Origin of the sequence: Silicimonas algicola (genome assembly GCF_003970735.1) — a bacterium.
Lineage (GTDB): Bacteria > Pseudomonadota > Alphaproteobacteria > Rhodobacterales > Rhodobacteraceae > Silicimonas > Silicimonas algicola.
This window is the reverse complement of the sequence record NZ_CP034588.1, coordinates 3,421,316-3,441,759: the sequence shown is the minus strand read 5'-3', so window position 1 is coordinate 3,441,759 and position 20,444 is coordinate 3,421,316. Positions and strand designations below refer to the sequence as shown.

The following is a 20,444-nucleotide window of genomic DNA, read 5'->3' as shown; positions in this document are numbered from 1 at the left end:
ATCCTATTTAGGATGCCCGTCTCGTTGATCACGCCGAAGGTCATTCCTGCCGCCACCTACCGGAAGGGCCGTGGCGGCTACGCGCAAGTGTCTAACGCTTCGATCAACGCTGCTCTCTGCACAACACTGGCAGACATTCCGACGTCACGGCCAACATCTTCCCGGGCTACATGCTGTTGCGGTCAGATGTCGAAGAGGATGGTCAGAAGCAGTGACGCGTCTTCGATACCTCGGATCGAGTGCGGTTCTCCGCCTTCAAGATAGAGCCAGTCACCCTCACTCAATTCCCGCACCAAATCCCCAAGGTCGAGCTGCACGACACCCTCCAAACATTGTAGCATGATCCGCCCCTTCACCTGATGCGTCGGGATCTCGGTCCCCGCAGCGACGATCAGACGTACCGCCTCGAATGAAGGCGTACGGACTATGGCGCTGGTCTTGGCCTGCGCCAGTTTTTCACCGAAGGGTCGCAATTTTACGACCTCGCCCGGCGTAGCGTGTTGGAGGGCCATGACTTCTCCTAATGCACTATTGCGAGGGTGGCAGTATATCGGCATTCTTCTAGGGTCGTCCGATCAAGTTCGGCGAGGAACGCTTCCCGCGCTGCCGTCAAGCGTTGCCGGAGAAGACAGGCCGGCGACATTACACAGGCGCCACCATCAGTTCGGAAGCACTCAACAAGTGGCTGGCTCGTCTCGAACCGACGCACTACCTCGCCGATCGTGATCGTACTGGCAGACCGCGCTAGCCGGAATCCGCCCCCGGTGCCTCGGTGCGTCGAGATATAGCCGGAGCGAGCGAGCGCACTTACCACCTTCACCAGATGATTACGGGATATGCCAAGTTCTGCGGCGATCTCGCCGGTTGTGAAGCTTCTTTCCGATGCTCCAGCGAGGCGCATCAGTGTTCTGAGCGCGAAGTCCGTGAACGCAGTCAGGCGCATCTGTTCGCTCTTGCTCTCGATGGGGTCCGAGACGTATAGACATTTACAACATGCATCTTGAATACCTATTAACACGATTATGCCCCCTAGCAACAGAATATCGAGTCCATGACCCGAGCTAATCGCCCGAACCCCATTCGTTCAGCGCGGCCCGCCGTCACCGCTGATCTTATGAAGCAGACAGGTCTTGACGAGGCACGGCTGGCTGAGTTGGTTCACTGTTTCTACGCGAAGATCCGCGCCGATGCCGTGCTCGGACCGATCTTCGCCGAGCGCATTACCGACTGGGCGCCGCACCTCGAGCGGATGGTCGCTTTCTGGTCCTCGGTGGCACTGATGACCGGACAGTATCACGGTACTCCGGTCCCCAAGCATTCCAGCCTACCCGTCACAAAGGGTGATTTTGAACGCTGGCTGACGCTGTTCGCTCAGGCTGCAAGGGAAACCTGTCCCCCTGTGGGTGCGGATCACGTCATCGAACGTGCGGAGCGCATCGCGCGTGCGCTGCATATCGCCGTGGAGGAGGCGCAGTCCGCCCCCGGTGCCGTTCCGATTCTTCGTTGACGAAAGGATGTCCCATGCCTGCGGCCTCTCCTACCCACGACACTGCCGAACTGACTCGTTTCATCGAAACCCGTTACCATGCCCGCCACCGGCAGCAGTTTCCCCTTCTGGTCAGGCTGGCCGAGATGATCGAAGATCTGCATGACGGCGACGCCGACATTCCGCAGGGCCTTTTCGACACCCTGCAGCGGATGATCGATCACTTGGAGGAGGACATGAAGAAGGAAGAACTGAAGGTCTTCCCCGCAATACGACGGGGAGATGGTATGAAGGTCGCGGATCGGATCGCTCACATGCGCGCCAATCATGAGAATTATCGCCATGCGGTCGCCGAGATCCGTCGCCTGACCGGAGATCTGAACGTCCCCAAGGGCGCATGCGAGCCTTGGGTGACGCTGTACGGCGGGCTGAGCGAATTCATAGCAGATCTGCAAGAGCACCTGCGCTTGGAGAATGAGGTGCTTTATCCCAGCTTCGAGGGAACGACGCGAGGCTAGTGCGCGACTCAATCGGCAGGCTGACGGTGCCTTGCGCCCGCTCAGGTACAGGTCGACACCGTAGCGGGTCATTGGCTTCGCTCAGTCGTCGGGCATGGAGTCCTTCGCCGGAGATCGCGCGCGGCGGTCGAGTCATCTTTGAAAGATTGACCTCCGTCACTTAGCAGGCGTGTGGAACAGAACGTTCTAGCACGCCCCGCTAGGTAAAAGCTTGAGCCTGCGCAAAGAACGAACGGATCCGGCGGGCGATCCTGTCCCAGGACGATCCAAAATCGGAAATTCGCCGGGAGTACCTCATGCCCAAACCATCCATCGATGACCCCGATCTGCCTCTGGCAGAGCTGTTTTATCACTGGCCGGCAACGGGACATGCCTTTCTGGAACGCAAGATGCTTTGTTTCGGCTGCCCGTTCTCTCGGTTTCATACCGTCATCGACGCGGTCGCGGAATATGAGCTCGCGGAAGACGAATTCCGAGCCCGGCTGCGAAACCTTGCCCTGACCAATACATGACGTCGTGCCATCCTGTTGATCAGGGTTGGAGAGCCAAGCGGTGGCACCTTAAGCCGCTGGCGGAAGGAGAGGAGCAAGCGGGATCACGGACCCAGCACGTGCTTGACGAGAACTGTGCTGCCGTATCGCACGCAAGAGTGCTTTGGGGGCCGGCCGCGCGTCCTCCTCGAGCACGTCTGGTACTGCCTTCTTGCCAGGCCCGTGCGCCATCTGATCCTCGATATCCTCGACAGAGCTTGTTTCCCTCCGTGTGATGATGGCGACCGTGATGAGGCTCACATCAAGTTGGGCAATTCCGCCTCTCAGTTTGTTTCAGCACAATGAAGACCTACGTCTACAAACGCATAAGGAGCCCAACCCGAACCGAAGTCACGAGAAAGGCCCATCTGATGTTTACAAAAGTCCTGATCCCCGCCGCCGCCCTTGCACTCCTCGCCGGAGTCGCTGCGGCCGAGACCTACACCGTCGAGATGCTGAACCGCGGCGAGGCAGGTGCCATGGTGTTCGAGCCCGCCTTTCTCCAAGCGCAGCCCGGCGACACCATCACCTTCGTGCCTACGGATCGGAGCCATAACTCCGCTACTATCGGGGAGTTGCTGCCCGAAGGGGCCGAGCCTTGGGACGGTGCGATCAACGAAGAGGTGACCGTCACTCTGACAGAGGAAGGCCTCTACGCCTACCAATGCGACCCCCACGCCGCTATGGGAATGGTGGGCCTGATCCAGGTGGGCGCGCCTACCAACCTCGAGGAAGTCACCGCAGCGGCTGACGATCTGCGCGGCAAAGCAAAAAATCGAATGACGGAACTTCTGACGCAAGTAACAGAGTGATCCCTGGTCGTCCGCTCCGCTTCCCATGTGACCAAGACGATGAACTTGAACCCTTGGTCGGGGCGAGAGAGCAGGACGGCCTCAGACTCTCGAGAGAACCAATATCGAACAGTATGGAGACGACTTATGGAAAATAGTGATCACAAGGATCATCTGGAGAATCCTGCCCACGAAGAATTTGATTTTCCGGACCGCCACGTCAGCCGGCGCGGACTCCTGACGGGTACCGCCGGTCTGACGCTCGGCGCGATGCTCACGGCCCCCCCCGCACTGGCCCAGCAAGCGCCAACCATGGGAGCACATACGGGCCACGGCAGCCTCGCTCCCGGAGCCCTCGGTGACCGTCTCTATTCCTTGAACCCCACGCACCCTGATATGGCGGACATCGCAGAAAACCCTGCCAATGTTCCGCCTCCTATCACCCGGCGAGAACCGGCCACCATCCGCGTCGATCTGGAGACAGTCGAGGTGGAAGCGCACCTCGACGTCAACAGCACATACCGGTTTTGGACGTTCAACGGCACCGTCCCCGGGCCGATGGTGCGTGTCCGGGTCGGCGATACGGTCGAGGTGCATCTAAAGAATGGAGAGGACAGCTGGTTCCCGCACAACATCGACTTCCATGCTGCAACTGGGCCCGGCGGGGGCGCCGCAGTGAGTACTGCGAACCCTGGCGAAGAGCGCTCTTTCAAGTTCAAAGCACTAAATCCGGGACTTTTTGTCTACCACTGTGCCGTCCCTCCCGTAGCCATGCACATCTCGGCCGGCATGTACGGGCTAATCCTTGTTGAGCCGGAGGAAGGCCTGCCGCCGGTGGATCGCGAGTATTACGTGATGCAAGGCGAGATCTATACGGAGGAACCACTCGGGACCGCTGGCCTGCTGACCGATAGCTACGAGAAGCTCATCAATGAAAGGCCAGAGTATTTCGTCTTCAACGGCCACGTCGGCGCACTGACCGAACACTACCCGCTGACGGCCCGTGTGGGAGAAACGGTCCGCATCTACTTCGGCGTGGGCGGCCCGAACTACCACTCGGCCTTCCATGTCATCGGTGAGATCTTCGATCGCGTCTACCTGAATGGCGACCTGGTAAGCCCACCACAGCAGAGCACGCAGTCGGTTTCGGTCGGTCCAGGCAGCGCATGCGTGGTGGACTTCAAGTGCGAGGTGCCGGGCCGTTTCGTATTGGTGGATCACGCCCTGTCTCGAGCTGAGCGGGGTCTGGCGGGGTATCTCGTGGTCGAGGGCGAGGAGCAGCCGGAGATTTTCGCATCGCTTGATGGTCTGCCTGCGGACACGTCGGGACACTAGACAAGGAATTGCACATCGCGACAGAAGGGGCCGGCAGGACGCCGTCGTGTGGCTGCCGAATTAGTGAAACCACATAATCTGCGCGGCGAGATCCTCATGGAAACCACTGCAAGATCCCACGATTGCGGATGTCCTGAACGAATAGGGGTGATGCCGGCGCGAGGCGACCTGCCCGGTGTGAACATGCGGAACCTGCTTCAGCGTATCGCGCCGTGTTCACGGCCGGGACGCGATCGGTAGGTCGGCAGAGGCAAACCGAGGGCGAGTGCGCTGCCGCGGATCACGATCGCCACAACGAAACCGGCACAGGCAGAGAAAGGCTGCGGCAGCCCTATGGCATCCGACAGGACAAAAGCAAGTGCACCCAGCAGCGCGGCTGTCACATAGATCTCCCGCCGGAGAAGGATGGACGGCTCGTTTGCAAGCGCATCGCGGAGGATCCCGCCAAGCGTGCCCGTGAGCGTGCCCACGACGACGGCGACGACGGGCGAGCCGGTGACAAGCAGTCCTTTGTAGGCGCCAAATACGCAGTAGGCTGCCAGTGCAACGGCATCGAGCCAAAGAAGCCAGCGGTAGCGTGATTCCAGAAGATGCGCGGTGAAGTAAATCACAGCAGCCGTGCCGCCGCAGACGACGATGTAGACCGGCTCAAGGACCCAGAATATCCCTACGCCTAGGATGAGGTCCCGAATTGTTCCGCCGCCAACACCGGCCACCGCGGCCAGAAACACGAAGCCGATGATGTCGAGTTGCTTTCGGGACGCGGACAGAGCGCCAGTCGCGGCAAAGAGTCCGACGCCGACGAAATCAAGCACTATCATCGCATTCAAGGCTCATCTCCACGGCGACTTTGCACTGAGCCAATTGCTGCCATGAACTCGAGCGAGGCGCCATGCAGTTCGTCCACCTGCCGGCAATGTTGGTGTCGCCGAGATACTCTAATCTCCCTGCGGAGATAATCAGCTGTCCTCATTCGACAAAGGCGTAATTGACAACTCTTGGACGACGGGATTGTCCTGCATCTCACGAGCGAGGGCTTCACAATCGATGCCCACGTCATGGGAGAACGCTAAAATTGTGTAACGCCGCAATCCGCTGGCCCTGTCCTGCTTGATCGAGGGGGATCCCGCTCGTAGACGGTTCGCTGCGAGCGAAGCCACAAGCTGAGCGCCGTCAAAGCTGCTGTCTGCATTCACCGCGATTTCCAACCTGATCACAGGTTGCGGTGGTGCGATATCAGGTAGGATGCGCAGGAGGATCAGAACGAGCAACGCAATCGCCGTCCCGATTATCGCCAGTTCTAAGAGACCTGCGCCGTATACGATACCTAATGAAGCGGTCAGCCAAAGTGAGGCAGCCGTTGTCAGCCCCTGGACCGTGAGCCTCGAGCGAAAGATGACACCCGCTCCCAAGAAGCCAATGCCTGTCAAAATTGCATGCGGCATGCGCGCCATGTCAGAGACGATCTGAGTGCCCTCCGGGAAAATCGCAGTCCATTCCGCCATTCTCAGCCCCAGCAACGTCACGAGTGCGGAAGCGAAGCAGACCAGGGTGTGGGTTCGCAGTCCTGCCGCTTTGCCGAGAAACTCACGTTCTGCACCTATCAGGGCGCCGGACACCACACTGCACAGCAGGGGAAGCATCACGTCAGTATCGCGCAAAGCGAACACAAGGCTGTCTAGTGTCATAGTGGATCCTACAGGTCGCGACGCCACCGCTCATGTGGCGCTGGGCAGTGAGGTTTCGCAACAGCCATCTTCGCTGCCTCGCGTGCCGGCCACGTACCTGGTGCTTGCAGAGAAGCGCTCCACCGGCTAGCAAACTTTGGTCTTCCGAAGCCGTTCTCCGCAGGACTGGCGCGCATGTTCGATGCGATCAACATCGCTGTTCTCATTGGCGCCGGCCTTGTCGCCGTGAGCGGGATCACGAGTCTCGTCTCACAGCGCCTCGGAGCGCCCCTCCTACTGGTGTTCCTCGGAATTGGTCTATTGGCGGGAGAAGACGGTCTCCTCGGGATCAGGTTCGACGGAGCCGGGGCTGCATACTTCATAGGTTCGGTGGCTCTTGCCATCATTCTGTTCGACAGCGGGTTCGCGACGCCCATTCGGAGCTACCGCGTCGCCGCGCCGGCCGCGCTCACCCTGGCGACACTCGGCGTTATCCTCACCACGGTGTTCATGGGAGTTTGCGCGCACTACCTGCTGGGACTTCCCTGGATCGAGTCGATGATGCTCGGCGCCATCGTCGCTTCGACGGACGCCGCGGCCGTGTTCTTCCTCATGAGAGTGGGCGGCATCACCATCCGCGAAAGGGTGAAGTCCACGCTGGAGATCGAATCCGGCGCCAACGATCCCATGGCCATCTTCCTGACGGCCACGCTTGTTGAGTTCGCCGCCGCCTCGGGTGAAAGCGGCGCCGAGATGGGCGTGCAGCTTCTGGTCGACTTCGTCTTGCAGATAGGTCTTGGGATTGTTCTCGGGATCGTTGGCGGATTCCTCATTACCCGCCTGATGAACCGATTGGAGGACGTTGACCCGGCCCTCTATCCGATCACTGCGCTCGCCGCAGGCCTCGTCGTCTTCGCCGCAGCAGGGCTGTTGGGAGGGAGCGGTTTCCTGGCGGCCTATGTCGCGGGTCTCGTTGCCGGCAACAGCCGGATCAGGTTCGCGCACCGAATCCGTCGGTTCCAGGTCGGGATGTCCTGGCTCGCGCAGATCGGGATGTTCCTGACACTCGGCCTCCTGGCAACACCGTCGACATTCGAGGGCCTGACCCTCCCGGCGCTGGCGCTGGCAGCAGGTCTGATCTTCGTCGCGCGTCCTCTGGCCGTATGGATTTGCCTGCTGCCCTTCGGCTTCACGTCACGCGAGGTCGCCTTCGTCGGTTGGGTCGGACTGAGAGGCGCCGTCTCGATCCTCCTCTCGATCTTGCCGACGCTCGGCGGGGTTCCCGGCGGAGGGCTATATTTCAACATTGTCTTCATGATGGTGCTGAGCTCGCTCCTCATTCAGGGCTGGACCATCTCTTTTGCTGCACGCGCGTTGCGGCTTCTGGTGCCGCCGGAACCGGGGCGGGTCGACCGTGTCGAGCTTGATCTGCCGGGAAAGACCGAACTCGAACTGGTGGGCTACCGCATCCATCCCGAAAGCAGCATCGCCGCCGGCGAGCGGGTGCCGCGCTGGGCGCGGCCATTGCTCATAATTCGCGGCGGCAAGGCGCTATCCATCCACAACGCCGGGCCCTTGGAGGCGGGAGACCGTGTCTACCTTTTTGGAACGCCGGACCAGTTGCCGTTGCTCGATCGGGTCTACACGAGACCCGGAGGCGCGGACGACCCCGATGTGATCGGGCACTTCCCATTGAACCCTGATACGACGGTCGGACAGCTCTCCGACGAGTATGCCTTGAACGCTTCCGGAGAAAGGGACCGAACGCTCGGCGATCTTCTCCAGAAGGCGTTCCACGACCAGCCGGTTGTCGGGGATCGCCTGACGCTAGGTCCCATTGCGCTGGTTGTTCGTGCCGTCGACGAAGGGCGTCACGTGACTGAGGTGGGGATGATTCTGCAACCGGGGCGGAATTCAATTGGAAGGCCACCCGGCTTTAAGGAGCGACTGCGGAACTGGTTCGAACGCTGACTGAAGAAACCACTCCCGGAATCTATTGGTCCTAGGTCTCGCCTGCTCAGGCTGATGATCGTCTGCACAATTGGCCATCAAAATCTCTCGCCGCGAGTCACAGTTTCGCCCAGTTGAAGGAGCACTTGCCTCACGTGTAGTTTTTTTTGTCAGCTCCTTGCCATGTTGGTGGAGCAGTAACGAGTGAGACAGGTATGGCGAGCAATTCGCACCGAATCCCCGATTCCGTCCTCAGTGCTTTCTCCGCCCTTGTGCGCCTCTTTTGTTTTGGCCGGAGCGGATCGAGCCAGCATCTGACGTCGTTCACGCAGATCGGGGAACGAACTTCCAGCAAAAACCCATCGTGCCTGCGGCCAGAAGAGCCGAAGCAGAACGATACGCAATGCCGGCCGCTCGGCAGGTTGCCCTACGCCTTCTGAACGAAGGCGATGCAAAGGCACGAGTTACTACGATCCTGCTGATCGTAGGCGCGTCACCCAGCAAACCCAGTAATCAGTAAAATGTTCGAGGACTGTAATGAGTAAAATCTCCCTAGGAACGATGTTCATCCTTTCCGCCGCTCTGGCTGCCTGTTCGGACAGTCGCTCTCCCGAGCAGTTGACCCGGTCGGAACCACTTCCGGTCGGTGTCGAGGCTCGCCAGAGAATGGGCGTTGCCACTGTCTACTTCTCCTTTGACGGCGTCCAACTCAACTCTCAGGCGCAGTTGCTGCTTGATGCCGAGGCGGCGCGCATGATTAAGAACGCCAGATCTGACTACGTCATCGTCGGACACGCCGACAAGGTTGGATCGCCCGACTACAACCACGACCTCGGCATGCGCCGAGCCCTGAGCGTTGTGACCTATCTGGTCTCGAAAGGTGTCCCTCGCGACCGGCTGGTTCCGACCGCGTCATTCGGCGAGCTCTCTCCTGTTGTAGTCGTCGACCAGGCAGAACGCCTCAATCGACGCGTGGTCATTCTGGAGAAGAACTCCTCGGGTTCCGCGAAGGCCTTGATGCGGGACGAGGGAGAGCGGGCGCGTGACCGTCTGGCAGCGGGCCCTGAGCAGCCCCAGTTCCAGACCCCGCCCACGTCTGGCGGGCTGTCCGATCTCCCTGGTGAGACTGAGACGCCGGACAATGAGACACCGGATCAGTCCGAAACACCCCCGCCGTCGCAGCAGGAACCGGAGAGCAACCCGGGTGGAGGCGAGGACGGTGGCACGGGTGGCGATGAGTCCGGCAGTCCGACGGAAGAACCCGGAAACCAACAGCCCGGTGAACCCGAAGACGAACAGTCGTCCGGGAACGGGAGTGGTGGCCAAGGGAATGGCAACGGGAACGGCGGTCAAGGGAATGGCCAGGGCAGTGGCTCCAGTGGAGGCAGCCAGTCCGGGACGCATACCGATGCCGGTCGCGGCAACGGCGCGGAGGAAGGCGATCCGGGCAACTCCGGCGGCCGGAACCAGGGCGGCGACAACGACTGACTGGTTGAGCTTGCGACGAGGCCGCCTGGCGGTCTCGTCGCGGTCAGGATTGCCATCGATGTTTAGCGAGAAATCGTGAGGAAGACATGAATCAACGGCCGTTTTCACAGACCGACGAATTTCGAACCCAAACTGCCACCGAGGCGGAGAGTGCCGATCTCGTCAAGCGACTGAACGCTCTGGGCCCCGACGTGGTCAGGGCAAAGCTAGCCGCCTCGTACTTCAAACCTGTCTCGATCGTGGAGACGGAGACTGGAGGCAGAGTGGTGAGTGCTTCCCCAGCATTCGTAGAGCGCTGGTTGGTGGCGCACGACGCACATGCTCGCCGTCGATCACGGACCAATGACCGGCTTACGTGGCTCGCGGCTGCCGCGGCGATAGTCGGTGCCGTGGCGAGCGTACTTGGTCTTGAGCTGTGAACGGGGGCACGCGAAGGAGCACGTCTCTGTGGGCCTGAGCGCGCCAAGAGCAACAGGGTCCCATTGTGAAGGCGAGGCTGCCAAAGAAGACCGCCCCGCCTTCTAAGTTCGCGGCTGTTCAGACTGCTTTCGTCGTTTGAGCCGCTTGGTCCACTGTCTTCTCAGCGAGAGACGTGAAGTCCGCGACAACTTAGGATGAAGGACCCTGCGCGCGTTCGCAGAGCGCGACCGGCAGTCCGCTCTGCCTGTGGAGGCGTCATACTGCGCATCATCCTGTCTGGAATGGGCCAGCTCGGCCAGATCGTGCCCATGTGACGCGGTCTCCGGAACCTCGCCTTCTTCGGTTCGTTCCTTCGATATTCAACCGTGAAAGGAGGTTGAGATGGTATATCCAACTGGTGACGGCCATCGGACCGATCCGCATCGCGTCGACCCGTACAAGTACCCCGGCGTTCTTCCTCATGAGCTCGGCACGCGCGGTGACGCGGGCGGTGCGGGATGGTGGATTGCCGGGATTATGCTCGCCATCCTGGGCCTGATCGTGCTCCTCGCAATGTCCGGGGGAGCGCCTGATGCTGGTGACACAGTACCAGCAGCAGCCGTGACGAATGAGCAGGGGGCCACGGCGCCTGAGACGTTTGTCGCGCCGTCTGCGCCCGTGCCCGTCGAATAGGCTTTTTGCATGCGAGCCGCTCGGTTCTAAGCCTGTCGGGAAGGCCTCCGGCAGGCTTTCACCTCCTCCAGCTAAGCGGCCCGGCTCGACTATTTCAGCGTCGAATTCAACAAGACCCGGACCGTCACTTGTCGTGGGGGCCACGATAATCTTGGCATTTAAAATTCCGGGGCCGGAGAACTCAATCGACCGCTCGAGAAGGTCATCAGCGCCCTGCGTGACAGAATACCCGCTGCTGCCCAGGATCTCCTCCCAGACCGCGAGCAGGTCGTCGACATCAACTCGCGTTGAAATAGAGAACATGCGGGCGCTCGATCCAATTGCACGATCTGTGACGACCTCCGCATCCTCGGGCGAGAAAGAGACGCGGGTCTGCATGTCATAACTGTCATTGCCACCAAGCTAGAGGTCATTACGAGGTGTTCAAGGTCGTAAGATTGCGATGCCCCAGCCCGGAGGTTTACTTGATCGCTTTTCGTTCTTGGGCCCGGACCTGCTGTTCCCTTAGGAGCACTTCACTCGTCGGCTCGGTCGCGGCCGAAATACCCCCTGCCGCGACCTCAACTGGTTCAGCCTTCGCCTTTGCTCGCAGTCCCTATCACCGCGACTTCTTGGGGCCGTCGGACGAGGACGATGCGTGACTGGAGGTCGTCTCGTTGCTCGACGACTCATCGGCCCGGCACAGGTCGCTGCAAGGGTTCTGGAGTTTGGCCTGCTGCGCCGGTTCCATCCACTGATCTCGGCGCGCGCGGCCGCAGTGGCACATCCCATGGCAGCGGTAGCGCTGGTGATCTTCGGGGCACCCGCTGCTTACGCCTTTGCAGTTCTGCACGGGCCCGGTAACGGCATTCTCACAATCGCGAAGGGCACGCTGCCCTTAGCCCTGTTCGGTGCGGCCGGCTACGGACGGCGGCTCGGCTGGCTCAACGCTCCGGCGCGTATCCTGCAGGCGGCGGCGCCCTTGGTCTTCGGGGCAGCGCTGACGGCTTGGGGCCTGCACGCGATCTGGCTCACGGCCGGGATCGGAGTGGCCTCCCTCATCGCTCTTCTTGCGCTCAGGAGAACAACGTAAATAGCGGGCCCGCGTCGTGAGGTAGAGATTTCGAAGGCGCCGAACTGATTGGCGTGGATCACTCGGCTGAGTCCTGTTTCCGCCGGGAACCTGCCGCCTATGCAGACGGTTTCTTTTGAGCCGCAACAGAACGGTCTAGGAGACAGACGATGGCGAACAGCAAAGACGACAAGGACGACAAGAAGTCGGGTTCCGGCAAGAAGGGCTCCGGCAAGAAGTGACCGAGATCGCCCCGCCGCCGGCTTGGTGGCGGGGCATTGCCACTACGAACAGTTCTGGAGACGACAGATTGCCCGGCCGCCGGCGAGGGCGGTCGGATCTTAACAAGCGGAGGTGCCTCGGCCTGGGCGGACCTTGCCCTTCACCTCGTCGCGCGCTTTTCCAGCGGGACCGAGGCGGTTCGTGCGGCCATGATCTTTCTCCTCGGAGACCACAGCGAGGGACAGCTCCCGTTTGCCGGGGCGCGGAGGCCGCAGCGCCACGACGACGCGGTGACCGCAGAGGTTCAGAGCTGGATCGCCGACAACTACCACTCCTAGAATCCTGTAGCACTCATGGCGCGCCGTTCCGGACTGTCATCTCGAACGTTCGCCCGCCGTTTCCGTGCGGCGACCGGATACGCTCCGATCGACTACGTGCAGACGCTCAGGATCGAAGAGTCCAAGCAGCTCCTGGAAACGGAGAAGTCGCCGGTAGATGCCATCGCTTTTGAAGTCGGCTAGGGGGATCCGAGCTCCGCCGCCTCTTCAGGCGGATGGTCGGCGTGACACCGGCACGCTAGCGCCAACGGTTCGCCGGGATCGCGGCCCCGGCTGGCGATGGCTGACGCAGTTGCCGGGCCGTCCGCCGCGAGCTGGTGGTCAGAGCGACGCCGGTTCGATTGCCCACGCCTGCTTTACCTGCTCTGACCGGAGGACCAGGAACGAAGCGGAAAGAACGCTACCGCATCTGCTCCGGACCGAAGCGTACCTCGCTCGCAGGCGTCTCAAGCCAGAACCCTAATTTATCGCGGCAACCTCGGCTGCAGGGATGAAGTAGATATGCACGTCGTAGTGCGGCACCGGGAAGCCCTCGTGACCCTGCGGCTCGAAGCCGATGTTGATCTGGTCGATCGAGGGCAGATCGGTGCGTCCGGAGAGACTCTCACAGGACTTGCCGGCGACGCGACCGCGTCGGGGATGCGAAGGGGTTCCCCTTTGAGGGCAGCGGCAAAGAACCTCGGTCATCCAGAGGAAGCTGTTGATCGGATCACCGAGCCTCCAAGCAAATGTCCGCCGTCACATTCTAACTAATGAGCCGCGCGCAGCCAGCTCATACGCAGCCGTCATCAAAGAGCTTCAGCTGGGATCCTTGGGACTGAACACGGAGTCAGACGCCGGATCTTCTTCGCGCATTCGTGTCTCTCCAGCCGCTGGAAAGATGGCGGCCGAGATAACGCCGGCACCTAGATTGGGAAGTACGGGTTGCATCCGCCTCGTCGCGCGGGACATCATCGGCTAAATCGGGGTGCGCTTACTGTGCGATCATGAAGGGGCACGGTGGCAAACCGAAGCTTGATAGACTGCGAGGGGGTTCTTTGCCGGTATCAGCTGCGATCAGTTCGACGGGTTCTGAGACCATCACCCTGTCAGCGCCGAGCATCCGGTGCAGCGGCTGCATGGCGGCGATCGAGCGCGCCCTTGCTGCACGCGCCGATGTAGAAGAAGCGCGTGTCAATCTGACGCTGCGCAGGATAAGCGTCAGGCCCGCGCACGGATCGACCAGTCTCAAAGGGATCCTCTCCGAGTTGGAGCGCATTGGCCATCCCGCGACGCTGATCGATGCGGCCGATCTCTCACTGGAAAGCGGGGATCGGACCGCCCAAGCCCTGCTGCGCGCCGTCGCCGTCGCCGGATTCGGCGCGATGAACGTCATGTTGCTTTCGGTGGCGGTCTGGTCCGGAGCGACTGGCACGACGAGGGACACCTTCCACCTGATCTCCGCCTTGATCTCGGTTCCGATCGTGGCCTATGCGGCGCGGTTCTTCTTCATCTCGGCCTGGGGTGCTGTGCGCAACGGTCGCATGAACATGGACGTTCCCATTGCCCTGGCGATCGCGTTGGCAATGGCCCTCAGCCTGTTCGAGACCTCCCGCGGTGGCGAAGAGGTCTTCTTTGACGCCGCCGTGACACTGACGTTCTTCCTGCTGATCGGCCGCTATCTGGATTACCGCATGCGGGATCGCGCCCGCAGCGCGATGACCGGGCTCGCGCGGCTCGCCGTCCGCGGCGCTGTTGAGGTCGGCCCGGCGGGCGATCTGCGCGAGATCGCCGTGGATCAGGTCGTTCCCGGGATGCGGCTGAGAATCGCGGCGGGAGAGCGCATACCAGTCGACGTGAGGATCGTTGCCGGAGCAACGGACCTCGACAGGGCGCTGGTGACGGGGGAAGCGTGCCCGGTCTCCGTCGGCGTCGGCGATGAAGTCGAGGCCGGCGCACTGAACCTGACCGGTCCGCTGGATGCGGTCGCCTTGCGTCCCGTCAGAGAAAGCTTTCTGGCGCGGATGATGCAAATGCTGACTACAGCCGAGGCGGGGCGCGGACGCTATGTACGGATCGCCGACCGGGCAGCCCGGCTCTACGCGCCGCTGATCCACCTGCTGGCGCTCGTTACCTTCGCCGGCTGGATGATGGCGACCGACGACTGGCAGCGGTCGGCTTTCGTCGCGATCAGCGTGCTCATCGTCACCTGCCCCTGCGCGCTGGCGCTTGCGGTTCCGGTGGCGCATGTGGTGGCGGCCGGTCGCCTGATGGCGGACGGCATCCTGATGAAGGACGGCTCCGCCCTTGAGCGACTGGCGAATGCCGACCGTGTCGTCTGGGACAAGACTGGCACGCTGACGACCGGCATCCCAGGTCTCGTCTCCCTGCCCGAACTGGATGAAGCCTCCAGGACGGCGGTTGCTGCGCTTGCCAGCCGGTCGGCACATCCAGCGGCGCGCTGCATCGCATCCCGCTTCGAGGGTGCGGTTGAGCCCCTGGAGGCGGTCACGGAACTGCCGGGCTTCGGCGTCGCGGCGGTGATCGGTGGACGCCGGGCGCGGCTTGGCAGGGCTTCCTGGGTCGCCGAGATCGCCTCGGACCGAGCCGAAGGCGATGGTCCTGCCTTCGCTTTCGAGGGCGGATGCATGCTGCGGTTTCCGCTGGAAGAGCGACTGCGCGATGGCGCAGCGGAGGCGGTGGAAGACCTCGCCCGGATGAGACTGCCGTCAGAAATCCTCTCCGGAGATGCGGCGGCGGTGGTGGCGCGCGTTGCCGGCAGGCTCGAGGTCGAAGAGACCCTCTCGGAGATGAGCCCAGCAGACAAGGTCGCGCGGCTTGAAGCCTTGCGCAAGCGGGGCGTCCGCGCGCTGATGGTCGGTGACGGAATGAACGATACTGCCGCCCTCGCGACCGCGCATGTCTCGATGTCGCCGGCCTCTGCGTCGGAGGCCGGCCGCGCGGCCGCCGACCTGGTATTCCTGCGGGATGACCTGCGGGCGGTCCCACTGGCTCTAAGCGTCGCCCGTCGCACGGGCCGCATCGTCCGGCAGAACTTCGGCCTGGCGATCCTCTACAACTGCGTCGCCGTGCCGCTCGCGGTGGCGGGCCTCGTCACGCCGCTGATCGCTGCCATCGCGATGTCCGCCTCCTCGGTGGCGGTAGTGGCCAACTCACTGCGCTTGAGCAGGCGTCGGACGGCGCCGGCCACGGCACCGGAATCGCTGCTCGGTGAGGCGCTCGCATGACGGTTCTCTACCTGCTCATACCGGTGACGCTGGCGATGGGTGCGGTGGGGCTGGGCGCCTTCTTCTGGAGCCTGCGGAGCCACCAGTACGAGGATCTCGAAGGCGACGCCGAGCGCATCCTGCACGATAACGGCGACGCGCCGCTGCCCCCGCAGAAGGAGACCGCCCCATGATGACGCGCTTGATGGCGACCGAACGACAGGGTGCCCTGATCCTTTCGGGGCTGGTGGCCTTAGCCGGCCTCATCCTTGCCGCCGCCGGGCGCGGTGATCCGATGGGTGTGCACGGTTGGATCACGCTGGTGTTCGCAGGAGGAGTGCTCCTGATCGCCCTCCGGGCTCTCGATGCGCCCGAGCCGACCGAAGATCGCCTCGCGAGTTACTACGACGATCCGACGAAGGTCGGGATCCTGCTGGCGCTGTTCTGGGCGGTCGTGGGCATGGGGATGGGGGTCTGGGTCGCCGCGCAGCTCGCGTGGCCGGAGCTTCGCTTCGACGCCCCTTGGTCGAGCTTCGGCCGACTGCGGCCGGTCCATACCTCCGGCGTGATCTTCGGCTTCGGCGGCAACGCCCTGATCGCGACCTCGTTTCACGTCATGCAGCGCACCAGCCGCGCCCGTCTGGCGGGGCACCTCTCGCCCTGGTTCGTGCTTCTTGGCTTCAACCTCTTCTGCCTCGTCGCCGCCTCCGGCTACCTGATGGGGGTCACCCAGTCGAAGGAATACGCGGAGCCGGAGTGGTATGCCGACATCTGGCTAGTGATCGTCTGGGTCGTCTACTTCGTGCTCTATATGCGGACGCTGGCGCGGCGGAACGAGCCGCATATCTACGTCGCCAACTGGTATTATCTCGCCTTCATCCTGGTTGTGGCGATGCTGCACATCGTCAACAACCTGGCCGTTCCAGCGTCCTTCGGCGCGGCCAAGAGCTACTCCGCCTTCGCCGGGGTTCAGGACGCAATGACGCAATGGTGGTACGGCCACAACGCCGTGGCCTTCTTCCTGACCGCGGGCTTCTTGGGAATGCTCTACTACTTTCTGCCGAAACGGGCCGAGCGGCCGATTTATTCCTACCGGCTGTCGATCCTGTCGTTCTGGGGCATCGTCTTCTTCTACATCTGGGCGGGGTCGCACCACCTGCATTACACCGCCCTTCCGCAGTGGGTGCAGACGCTGGGCATGACCTTCTCCGTGATGCTGCTGGTGCCGTCCTGGGCCTCCGCCGGCAACGCGCTGATGACGCTGAACGGCGCGTGGCACAAGGTGCGCGATGACGCCACGCTGCGCTTCATGATGCTGGCGGCGGTGTTCTACGGCTTGTCGACCTTCGAGGGGTCGTTCATGGCGGTGCGGGCGGTCAACTCACTGTCGCACTACACCGACTGGACCGTGGGGCATGTCCACGCGGGGGCGATGGGCTGGGTCGCTTTGATCTCCTTCGGCTCGATCTACGCCGTGGTGCCGCTTCTGTGGCGCAAAGAGGCGATGTACAGCTGGAAGCTCGTCGAATCGCACTTCTGGCTCGCCCTCGCAGGGACCGTCATCTACGTCTTCGCAATGTGGAATAGCGGCATCACGCAGGGCCTGATGTGGCGCACCTACACCGAGAGCGGGACGCTCGCCTATTCCTTCACCGAAACGCTGGTGGCGATGCGTCCCTATTACATCGCGCGGGTGATCGGAGGGGCGCTGTTCCTCGCGGGTGCGGTGATCGGCGCCTACAACGTTTACATGACGATCCGGGTCGCGGGGCACCAGGCGCCGCAGATCGACTATCCGACGGGATCGGAGGCGAACGAGCCTGCGGTTCCGGCGGCGGAGTAGCGCCATGTTCAGGATGCTCCTCAAACCCTTTGCTCGCTTTTTCGAAGTCCACGCGAAGGCGCACTACCGCGCCGAGCGCCATTCCATGGCGCTGACGGCGGGGATCATCCTCGCCGCAAGCGTGGGTGGCTTCATCGAGATAGCGCCGCTCTTCACCATCGACGAGACGGTTGAGTCCGCCCCCGACATGCGGCTCTATACCCCGCTCGAGCAGGCCGGCCGCGACATCTACATCCGCGAGGGTTGCTATCTCTGCCACAGCCAGATGATCCGCACGCTGCAGGACGAGGTCGACCGCTACGGCCCTTATTCTCTGGCGGTCGAAAGCCAGTACGACCACCCGATGCTGTGGGGGTCGAAACGGACAGGACCCGATCTGGCGCGCGTGGGAGAGAAGTACTCAGACGACTGGCAGGTGCGTCACCTGGTCGACCCAAGGGCGCTGGTGCCGGAATCGGTGATGCCGCAATATGCATTCCTCCTCGCGGCACCCCTCGAAACCGAGAGCCTGCCGGGCCGGCTGGCCGCCTTGCGCACCGTCGGCGTGCCGTACACCGACGACCAGATCGCGAACGCCGCCGTCGACGCAGGCGGCCAAGCCGTTCCCGATACCGAACCGGCCGACGGCGTGGCAGAACGCTATGGCGAGGAGACCAATATCCGCCTCTTCGACGGCAGGCGGGAGCGCCTGACCGAGATGGACGCGCTGGTCGCCTACCTGCAGATCCTGGGCGGCCTCACCGACCTCCCCGCCGAGACCCAACCGCCGAGAGGAGACTGACATGGACCTGACTTACGAGGCGACTTCCACCTTCGCCAAGTCCTTCGGCTTGATCTACCTGATCGTTCTCTCGGTGGGGATCACCGCCTACGCCTTCTGGCCGAGCCTGGGCAAACGCTTCGACAAGGCCGCAAAGAGCCTGCTCGACGACGAGGACGGGCCATGTCGGTAAGAGAACGCGATCCCCTCACCGGCCACGAGACAACCGGCCACGAATGGAACGGCATCACGGAATTAAACACCCGCGTGCCGCGGGTGATTTGGTGGGCGGTCGGCATCACTCACGTCTGGGCGCTAATCTACTGGGTGCTGATGCCTGCCTGGCCGTTGGTCACGACTTACACAAGGGGCCTTCTCGGCTATGACGACCAGGAGCGGGTCGAGCGGCAGGTGGCGGCAGCCTATGCCGTCCGGACGGACTGGACGACGGCGCTCGCAACGCTGCCGGCTGAGGAGGTCCGGCAGGATGCCGCCCTGATGTCTCATGTGGCGCGAACCGCGCCCTCGCTCTTTGGCGATAACTGTGCGGGGTGCCACGGAGCGGACGCCGCCGGTGGTCCGGGCTTTCCCAGCCTCGTCGACAATGCCTGGCTTTGGGGCGGAGAGGCGGAGGCGATCATGGAGACGCTGAGGGTCGGTATCAACGCGCCGCACCCCGACAGCCGCTGGGCCCAGATGCCTGCCTTTGGCGAGACCGACATCCTCACCCGACCGCAGGTTCGTATTGTGGTCGACTATGTCCAGTCTCTCTCGGGCCTCGAGACGGTGGCCACGCAGGAGCGTCTGGCCGAAGGGGAGATCCTGTTCGCGGAAAACTGCGCCAGCTGTCACGGCGAGGACGCTGCCGGAAACCGCGACCTCGGCGCCCCCAACCTGACCGATGACGCCTGGGTCTACGGGGGCGACGACGCGGTGATGTTCGAGACAATCCACAACGGCCGGCAGGGCTGGATGCCGGCGTGGGAGGGGCGGCTAACGACGGCCGAGCGCATGATGCTGACCCTCTACATCCAGGACCTCGGAGAGGAGGCTGGTAGATGATCCGTACGCGACTATACGCGCTGGCCTCCATTGCTCTGCTCGTAATCGGCTTTGTCGCCGCCAACGCCCATCTCGTCACCGTCGCCATCGGTTCCCAGCCCGATTGCGTTCTTGATCTTTCCCAACGAAAAGGCGCCGCGCTCCGCCCGGCGAAGCCGTCATGTTGAGCGACCGTACCGATCCTCCACCTCCCGACAACCCCCACGCCGCGGGCGTGATCCCCAAGGTTGTCCCGCCGCTGCCACGCCAAAACCTGCGGGCACGCAACCTGCCGTGGCGCACCGCCTTCGACTGGCTGCGCGCGGGCTGGTCCGACCTCTGGACCAACCCGCTCCCCAGCCTGCTCTACGGCGCCGGCGTCTTCGCGCTCTCGATCCTCGTGGTGTGGGGACTGTTCCAGTTCCGCTACGAATACGCTCTGTTTCCGGCCCTTGCAGGGTTCATGGTCATAGGCCCTCTGATCGCGAACGGTCTCTATGAGAAGAGCCGCAGGCTGGAGCTTGGGGAAGAGGTCGGTCTGGCGGGCATGATCCTTGTGCGGCCGCGCTCCGGCTACCAGGCGCTCTTCATGGGTGTTTTGCTTCTGGGGCTGTTTCTGCTGTGGCTCAGGGCGGCGGTCCTGATCTATGCGCTCTTCTTCGGCATGGTCGCCTTTCCCGGGACCGACGAGCTGATCCCGATGCTGTTCCTGACACCGACCGGCTGGGCGCTGCTTCTGACTGGCAGCGTCGTCGGCGCCCTGTTCGCCGCCTTCGCCTTTGCGATAAGTGTATTCGCGGTGCCGATGCTGCTCACCGAGCGCGCCGACGCCCTTTCGGCCATGGGCATCAGCATGGCGATGGTCTGGGCGAACCTGCCGGTCATGCTGGCCTGGGGCGCGACCGTCATGGGGCTGTTTCTGGTTTCGGTCGCGACGGCGTTCATCGGGCTGGTCCTCGTCTTCCCGGTGCTTGGCCACGCCACCTGGCACGCCTACCGCAATATTCGGACCGACGACCGGCAGACAGGCGAGAGCGAGCGCATGTTCATACGTCCGGCATAGTCTCTCAGGAGAACTAAGCGCGGGCCTTGGCGTCCAGGAGCCATGGAACGGTCTCTCAGGGCC

At 62.6% G+C, this 20,444-nt stretch carries 24 protein-coding genes; 18 read left to right on the top strand and 6 right to left on the bottom strand.

The window, feature by feature from the left end:
- Positions 1-182: 182 nt before the first annotated feature.
- Complete coding sequence (locus EF888_RS16875; RefSeq protein ID WP_109759708.1) at positions 183-512, bottom strand: cupin domain-containing protein; 330 nt, start codon at positions 510-512, stop codon at positions 183-185.
- Positions 513-520: 8 nt separating this feature from the next.
- Positions 521-901, bottom strand: coding sequence for an RrF2 family transcriptional regulator (locus EF888_RS16870; RefSeq protein WP_338143066.1), 381 nt, complete (start codon positions 899-901; stop codon positions 521-523).
- Between the two features lie 150 nt (positions 902-1,051).
- Between EF888_RS16870 and EF888_RS16865 the strand changes: the two genes are divergently transcribed.
- The 5 genes from EF888_RS16865 to nirK all read left to right on the top strand — a co-directional run bounded on the left by EF888_RS16865 (position 1,052) and on the right by nirK (position 4,660).
- On the top strand, positions 1,052-1,507 hold the full coding sequence (locus tag EF888_RS16865) for a group III truncated hemoglobin (RefSeq protein WP_109759710.1): 456 nt from the start codon (positions 1,052-1,054) through the stop codon (positions 1,505-1,507).
- A gap of 14 nt (positions 1,508-1,521) precedes the next feature.
- Positions 1,522-2,004, top strand: a complete 483-nt coding sequence (locus EF888_RS16860; RefSeq protein WP_109759711.1) for a hemerythrin domain-containing protein — start codon at positions 1,522-1,524, stop codon at positions 2,002-2,004.
- A gap of 296 nt (positions 2,005-2,300) precedes the next feature.
- Positions 2,301-2,516 (top strand): hypothetical protein, encoded by a 216-nt coding sequence (locus EF888_RS16855; RefSeq protein WP_109759712.1) that lies wholly within the window; start codon positions 2,301-2,303, stop codon positions 2,514-2,516.
- A gap of 389 nt (positions 2,517-2,905) precedes the next feature.
- A complete protein-coding gene (locus EF888_RS16850; protein ID WP_109759713.1) occupies positions 2,906-3,346 on the top strand; it encodes a pseudoazurin in 441 nt (146 codons plus the stop codon).
- A 126-nt stretch (positions 3,347-3,472) separates the two neighbouring features.
- Positions 3,473-4,660, top strand: coding sequence for a copper-containing nitrite reductase (gene nirK, locus EF888_RS16845; RefSeq protein WP_206508355.1), 1,188 nt, complete (start codon positions 3,473-3,475; stop codon positions 4,658-4,660).
- A gap of 197 nt (positions 4,661-4,857) precedes the next feature.
- Here the strand turns inward: nirK and EF888_RS16840 are convergent, their stop codons facing one another.
- Positions 4,858-5,481 (bottom strand): trimeric intracellular cation channel family protein, encoded by a 624-nt coding sequence (locus tag EF888_RS16840; RefSeq protein ID WP_206508539.1) that lies wholly within the window; start codon positions 5,479-5,481, stop codon positions 4,858-4,860.
- A gap of 138 nt (positions 5,482-5,619) precedes the next feature.
- Positions 5,620-6,348: an MgtC/SapB family protein gene (locus tag EF888_RS16835; protein WP_109759715.1), complete on the bottom strand. Its 729-nt coding sequence runs from the start codon at positions 6,346-6,348 to the stop codon at positions 5,620-5,622.
- A gap of 174 nt (positions 6,349-6,522) precedes the next feature.
- Between EF888_RS16835 and EF888_RS16830 the strand changes: the two genes are divergently transcribed.
- Positions 6,523-8,298: a potassium/proton antiporter gene (locus EF888_RS16830; RefSeq protein ID WP_109759716.1), complete on the top strand. Its 1,776-nt coding sequence runs from the start codon at positions 6,523-6,525 to the stop codon at positions 8,296-8,298.
- A gap of 516 nt (positions 8,299-8,814) precedes the next feature.
- A complete protein-coding gene (locus tag EF888_RS16825; protein WP_109759717.1) occupies positions 8,815-9,765 on the top strand; it encodes an OmpA family protein in 951 nt (316 codons plus the stop codon).
- 687 nt (positions 9,766-10,452) lie between these two features.
- On the opposite strand, the gene EF888_RS16820 is transcribed toward EF888_RS16825, so the two are convergent.
- The gene (locus EF888_RS16820; protein WP_126918601.1) at positions 10,453-11,235 is read right to left on the bottom strand and encodes a hypothetical protein; all 783 of its coding nucleotides are present in this window, start codon (positions 11,233-11,235) and stop codon (positions 10,453-10,455) included.
- Between the two features lie 259 nt (positions 11,236-11,494).
- On the opposite strand from EF888_RS16820, the gene EF888_RS16815 reads away from it, so the two are divergent.
- From EF888_RS16815 to EF888_RS22090, 3 genes are all read left to right on the top strand, one after another.
- Complete coding sequence (locus EF888_RS16815; protein ID WP_241239712.1) at positions 11,495-11,929, top strand: hypothetical protein; 435 nt, start codon at positions 11,495-11,497, stop codon at positions 11,927-11,929.
- A gap of 257 nt (positions 11,930-12,186) precedes the next feature.
- Positions 12,187-12,468, top strand: a complete 282-nt coding sequence (locus tag EF888_RS22095) for a helix-turn-helix domain-containing protein (protein ID WP_206508353.1) — start codon at positions 12,187-12,189, stop codon at positions 12,466-12,468.
- 15 nt (positions 12,469-12,483) lie between these two features.
- Positions 12,484-12,651, top strand: a complete 168-nt coding sequence (locus EF888_RS22090; RefSeq protein WP_206508351.1) for a helix-turn-helix domain-containing protein — start codon at positions 12,484-12,486, stop codon at positions 12,649-12,651.
- 276 nt (positions 12,652-12,927) lie between these two features.
- Here EF888_RS22090 and EF888_RS16805 read toward each other — a convergent pair whose 3' ends face one another.
- Positions 12,928-13,155: a hypothetical protein gene (locus tag EF888_RS16805; protein ID WP_109759720.1), complete on the bottom strand. Its 228-nt coding sequence runs from the start codon at positions 13,153-13,155 to the stop codon at positions 12,928-12,930.
- Between the two features lie 431 nt (positions 13,156-13,586).
- Between EF888_RS16805 and EF888_RS16800 the strand changes: the two genes are divergently transcribed.
- The 8 genes from EF888_RS16800 to EF888_RS16770 are packed head-to-tail and all read left to right on the top strand — an operon-like array spanning position 13,587 to position 20,381.
- Positions 13,587-15,695, top strand: coding sequence for a copper-translocating P-type ATPase (locus EF888_RS16800; protein WP_164721742.1), 2,109 nt, complete (start codon positions 13,587-13,589; stop codon positions 15,693-15,695).
- Positions 15,692-15,868 (top strand): cbb3-type cytochrome oxidase assembly protein CcoS, encoded by a 177-nt coding sequence (ccoS, locus tag EF888_RS16795; protein ID WP_109759722.1) that lies wholly within the window; start codon positions 15,692-15,694, stop codon positions 15,866-15,868. The genes EF888_RS16800 and ccoS overlap by 4 nt, the downstream gene beginning before the upstream one ends.
- A complete protein-coding gene (gene ccoN, locus EF888_RS16790; RefSeq protein ID WP_420902675.1) occupies positions 15,868-17,517 on the top strand; it encodes a cytochrome-c oxidase, cbb3-type subunit I in 1,650 nt (549 codons plus the stop codon). Before ccoS ends, ccoN begins: the two co-directional genes overlap by 1 nt.
- Positions 17,518-17,521: 4 nt before the next feature.
- The gene (gene ccoO, locus EF888_RS16785) at positions 17,522-18,298 is read left to right on the top strand and encodes a cytochrome-c oxidase, cbb3-type subunit II (RefSeq protein WP_338143035.1); all 777 of its coding nucleotides are present in this window, start codon (positions 17,522-17,524) and stop codon (positions 18,296-18,298) included.
- A 1-nt stretch (position 18,299) separates the two neighbouring features.
- Positions 18,300-18,470, top strand: coding sequence for a cbb3-type cytochrome c oxidase subunit 3 (locus EF888_RS16780; protein ID WP_109759724.1), 171 nt, complete (start codon positions 18,300-18,302; stop codon positions 18,468-18,470).
- A complete protein-coding gene (gene ccoP / locus EF888_RS16775; RefSeq protein WP_109759725.1) occupies positions 18,461-19,339 on the top strand; it encodes a cytochrome-c oxidase, cbb3-type subunit III in 879 nt (292 codons plus the stop codon). The genes EF888_RS16780 and ccoP overlap by 10 nt, the downstream gene beginning before the upstream one ends.
- Positions 19,336-19,506, top strand: coding sequence for a hypothetical protein (locus EF888_RS21945; RefSeq protein WP_164721741.1), 171 nt, complete (start codon positions 19,336-19,338; stop codon positions 19,504-19,506). Before ccoP ends, EF888_RS21945 begins: the two co-directional genes overlap by 4 nt.
- Entirely contained in the window at positions 19,503-20,381 is an 879-nt protein-coding gene (locus EF888_RS16770; protein WP_241239711.1) for a DUF2189 domain-containing protein, read from the top strand. The genes EF888_RS21945 and EF888_RS16770 overlap by 4 nt, the downstream gene beginning before the upstream one ends.
- Positions 20,382-20,444: the final 63 nt, after the last annotated feature.

Excerpts from the sequence above, each read along its gene's own strand:
- EF888_RS16875 (WP_109759708.1), bottom strand. The coding sequence starts at position 512 with ATGGCCCTCCAACACGCTACGCCGGGCGAGGTCGTAAAATTGCGACCC.
- EF888_RS16870 (WP_338143066.1), bottom strand. The coding sequence starts at position 901 with ATGCGCCTCGCTGGAGCATCGGAAAGAAGCTTCACAACCGGCGAGATC.
- EF888_RS16865 (WP_109759710.1), top strand. The coding sequence starts at position 1,052 with ATGACCCGAGCTAATCGCCCGAACCCCATTCGTTCAGCGCGGCCCGCC.
- EF888_RS16860 (WP_109759711.1), top strand. The coding sequence starts at position 1,522 with ATGCCTGCGGCCTCTCCTACCCACGACACTGCCGAACTGACTCGTTTC.
- EF888_RS16855 (WP_109759712.1), top strand. The coding sequence starts at position 2,301 with ATGCCCAAACCATCCATCGATGACCCCGATCTGCCTCTGGCAGAGCTG.
- EF888_RS16850 (WP_109759713.1), top strand. The coding sequence starts at position 2,906 with ATGTTTACAAAAGTCCTGATCCCCGCCGCCGCCCTTGCACTCCTCGCC.
- nirK (WP_206508355.1), top strand. The coding sequence starts at position 3,473 with ATGGAAAATAGTGATCACAAGGATCATCTGGAGAATCCTGCCCACGAA.
- EF888_RS16840 (WP_206508539.1), bottom strand. The coding sequence starts at position 5,481 with ATGATAGTGCTTGATTTCGTCGGCGTCGGACTCTTTGCCGCGACTGGC.
- EF888_RS16835 (WP_109759715.1), bottom strand. The coding sequence starts at position 6,348 with ATGACACTAGACAGCCTTGTGTTCGCTTTGCGCGATACTGACGTGATG.
- EF888_RS16830 (WP_109759716.1), top strand. The coding sequence starts at position 6,523 with ATGTTCGATGCGATCAACATCGCTGTTCTCATTGGCGCCGGCCTTGTC.
- EF888_RS16825 (WP_109759717.1), top strand. The coding sequence starts at position 8,815 with ATGAGTAAAATCTCCCTAGGAACGATGTTCATCCTTTCCGCCGCTCTG.
- EF888_RS16820 (WP_126918601.1), bottom strand. The coding sequence starts at position 11,235 with ATGCAGACCCGCGTCTCTTTCTCGCCCGAGGATGCGGAGGTCGTCACA.
- EF888_RS22090 (WP_206508351.1), top strand. The coding sequence starts at position 12,484 with ATGGCGCGCCGTTCCGGACTGTCATCTCGAACGTTCGCCCGCCGTTTC.
- EF888_RS16805 (WP_109759720.1), bottom strand. The coding sequence starts at position 13,155 with ATGACCGAGGTTCTTTGCCGCTGCCCTCAAAGGGGAACCCCTTCGCAT.
- EF888_RS16800 (WP_164721742.1), top strand. The coding sequence starts at position 13,587 with ATGGCGGCGATCGAGCGCGCCCTTGCTGCACGCGCCGATGTAGAAGAA.
- ccoS (WP_109759722.1), top strand. The coding sequence starts at position 15,692 with ATGACGGTTCTCTACCTGCTCATACCGGTGACGCTGGCGATGGGTGCG.
- ccoN (WP_420902675.1), top strand. The coding sequence starts at position 15,868 with ATGACGCGCTTGATGGCGACCGAACGACAGGGTGCCCTGATCCTTTCG.
- ccoO (WP_338143035.1), top strand. The coding sequence starts at position 17,522 with ATGTTCAGGATGCTCCTCAAACCCTTTGCTCGCTTTTTCGAAGTCCAC.
- EF888_RS16780 (WP_109759724.1), top strand. The coding sequence starts at position 18,300 with ATGGACCTGACTTACGAGGCGACTTCCACCTTCGCCAAGTCCTTCGGC.
- ccoP (WP_109759725.1), top strand. The coding sequence starts at position 18,461 with ATGTCGGTAAGAGAACGCGATCCCCTCACCGGCCACGAGACAACCGGC.
- EF888_RS21945 (WP_164721741.1), top strand. The coding sequence starts at position 19,336 with ATGATCCGTACGCGACTATACGCGCTGGCCTCCATTGCTCTGCTCGTA.